General features: G+C 56.0%; 2 protein-coding genes. Both read right to left on the reverse strand.

The window, feature by feature from the left end; genetic code table 11:
• Window positions 1-440: 440 nt before the first annotated feature.
• Window positions 441-653: a hypothetical protein gene (locus tag VBE63_RS30230; protein WP_323686660.1), complete on the reverse strand. Its 213-nt coding sequence runs from the start codon at window positions 651-653 to the stop codon at window positions 441-443.
• 7 nt (window positions 654-660) lie between these two features.
• Entirely contained in the window at window positions 661-864 is a 204-nt protein-coding gene (locus VBE63_RS30235; protein ID WP_416274746.1) for a BrnA antitoxin family protein, read from the reverse strand.
• Window positions 865-962: the final 98 nt, after the last annotated feature.

Below are 962 nucleotides of genomic sequence, written 5' to 3' on the forward strand. Positions count from 1 at the left end.
GGGACATGAGTTGTATCAAGGGATATTTCCTGCCAATGGGTCTGGATGTGACGTAATTGGAAAACAGGGACACACCACCAAAAACTCACCAACCGCTAGCGCAACAACAGCCGAACGTTGCTGAAGCCGAGGCACAGATAGGCCGCGTCAGTGCAGCAAACACGCTGGAAGTGACAGCGGCGAAAGGAGTGGCGCGCTTCGTATTCCGACCTCGTCGACCAGCGGCGCCCGCGAGGGTCAGGGCAGGGCTGTTTCGAGACATTTGCGATGTCTCTAACTTACTGAAAATGAAAGCGCCAACTTTCCGGCTTCTGCATAATCCATTGATTCTAAAGTGGGGTGAAAATGTTTGATCGTCCCTAAGATTCAGCTCAAGAATAACGTAAGTTGTTGTTTCTTCGTTGAAGCTTGGGGTAAAAGAAATTTAACACGTTAATTTTTCAAAACAGAGTCAGGGTGTTACGACAGCGCAAATGGCTCGTTTCAGGCAAGCTGACCAACGCGCGCAGGGGCCAGATCAGCCTATAACGTCTGCTGAGACGCTGTTGAGCCGGCGGCGCCGGTGATGAGTGCGCCTCAAGCTGGGCCGGGTCGCTGAGCTTGAGGGTGCGGAGCAGGAGCGCGTTGAGATCGGGCATCAGGGTGGTTTCCATGGCTGGTTCAGGCAGCTTTGAGCATTTCGCGGAGTACCTGGCGCAGTTTGGCCTCTGTCAGCGGCGCGCTGTCCGATAACAGGCTGGCGCGCAGCAGTTCGTTGAGCAGCGTCTGGTAGCCCCGGCCCTCGGTAGCCGCTCGCTCACGCAGGGCAGCCAAGATGTCATCGTCTAGGTGGAGCCTGATCTGCGTTTTGCCGTCGCTGTTGATGACGCACCCTGCTGACCCTTTGAGAAATCATCGTGTTCGCGCATGGTTGGCTTGCCGTTCGTCGTGCAGTCGTTCTTGCCGTTGTGCGTCGCGCGCGG

The sequence above is a fragment of the Lamprobacter sp. genome (assembly GCF_034860625.1).
Classification (GTDB): domain Bacteria; phylum Pseudomonadota; class Gammaproteobacteria; order Chromatiales; family Chromatiaceae; genus Lamprobacter.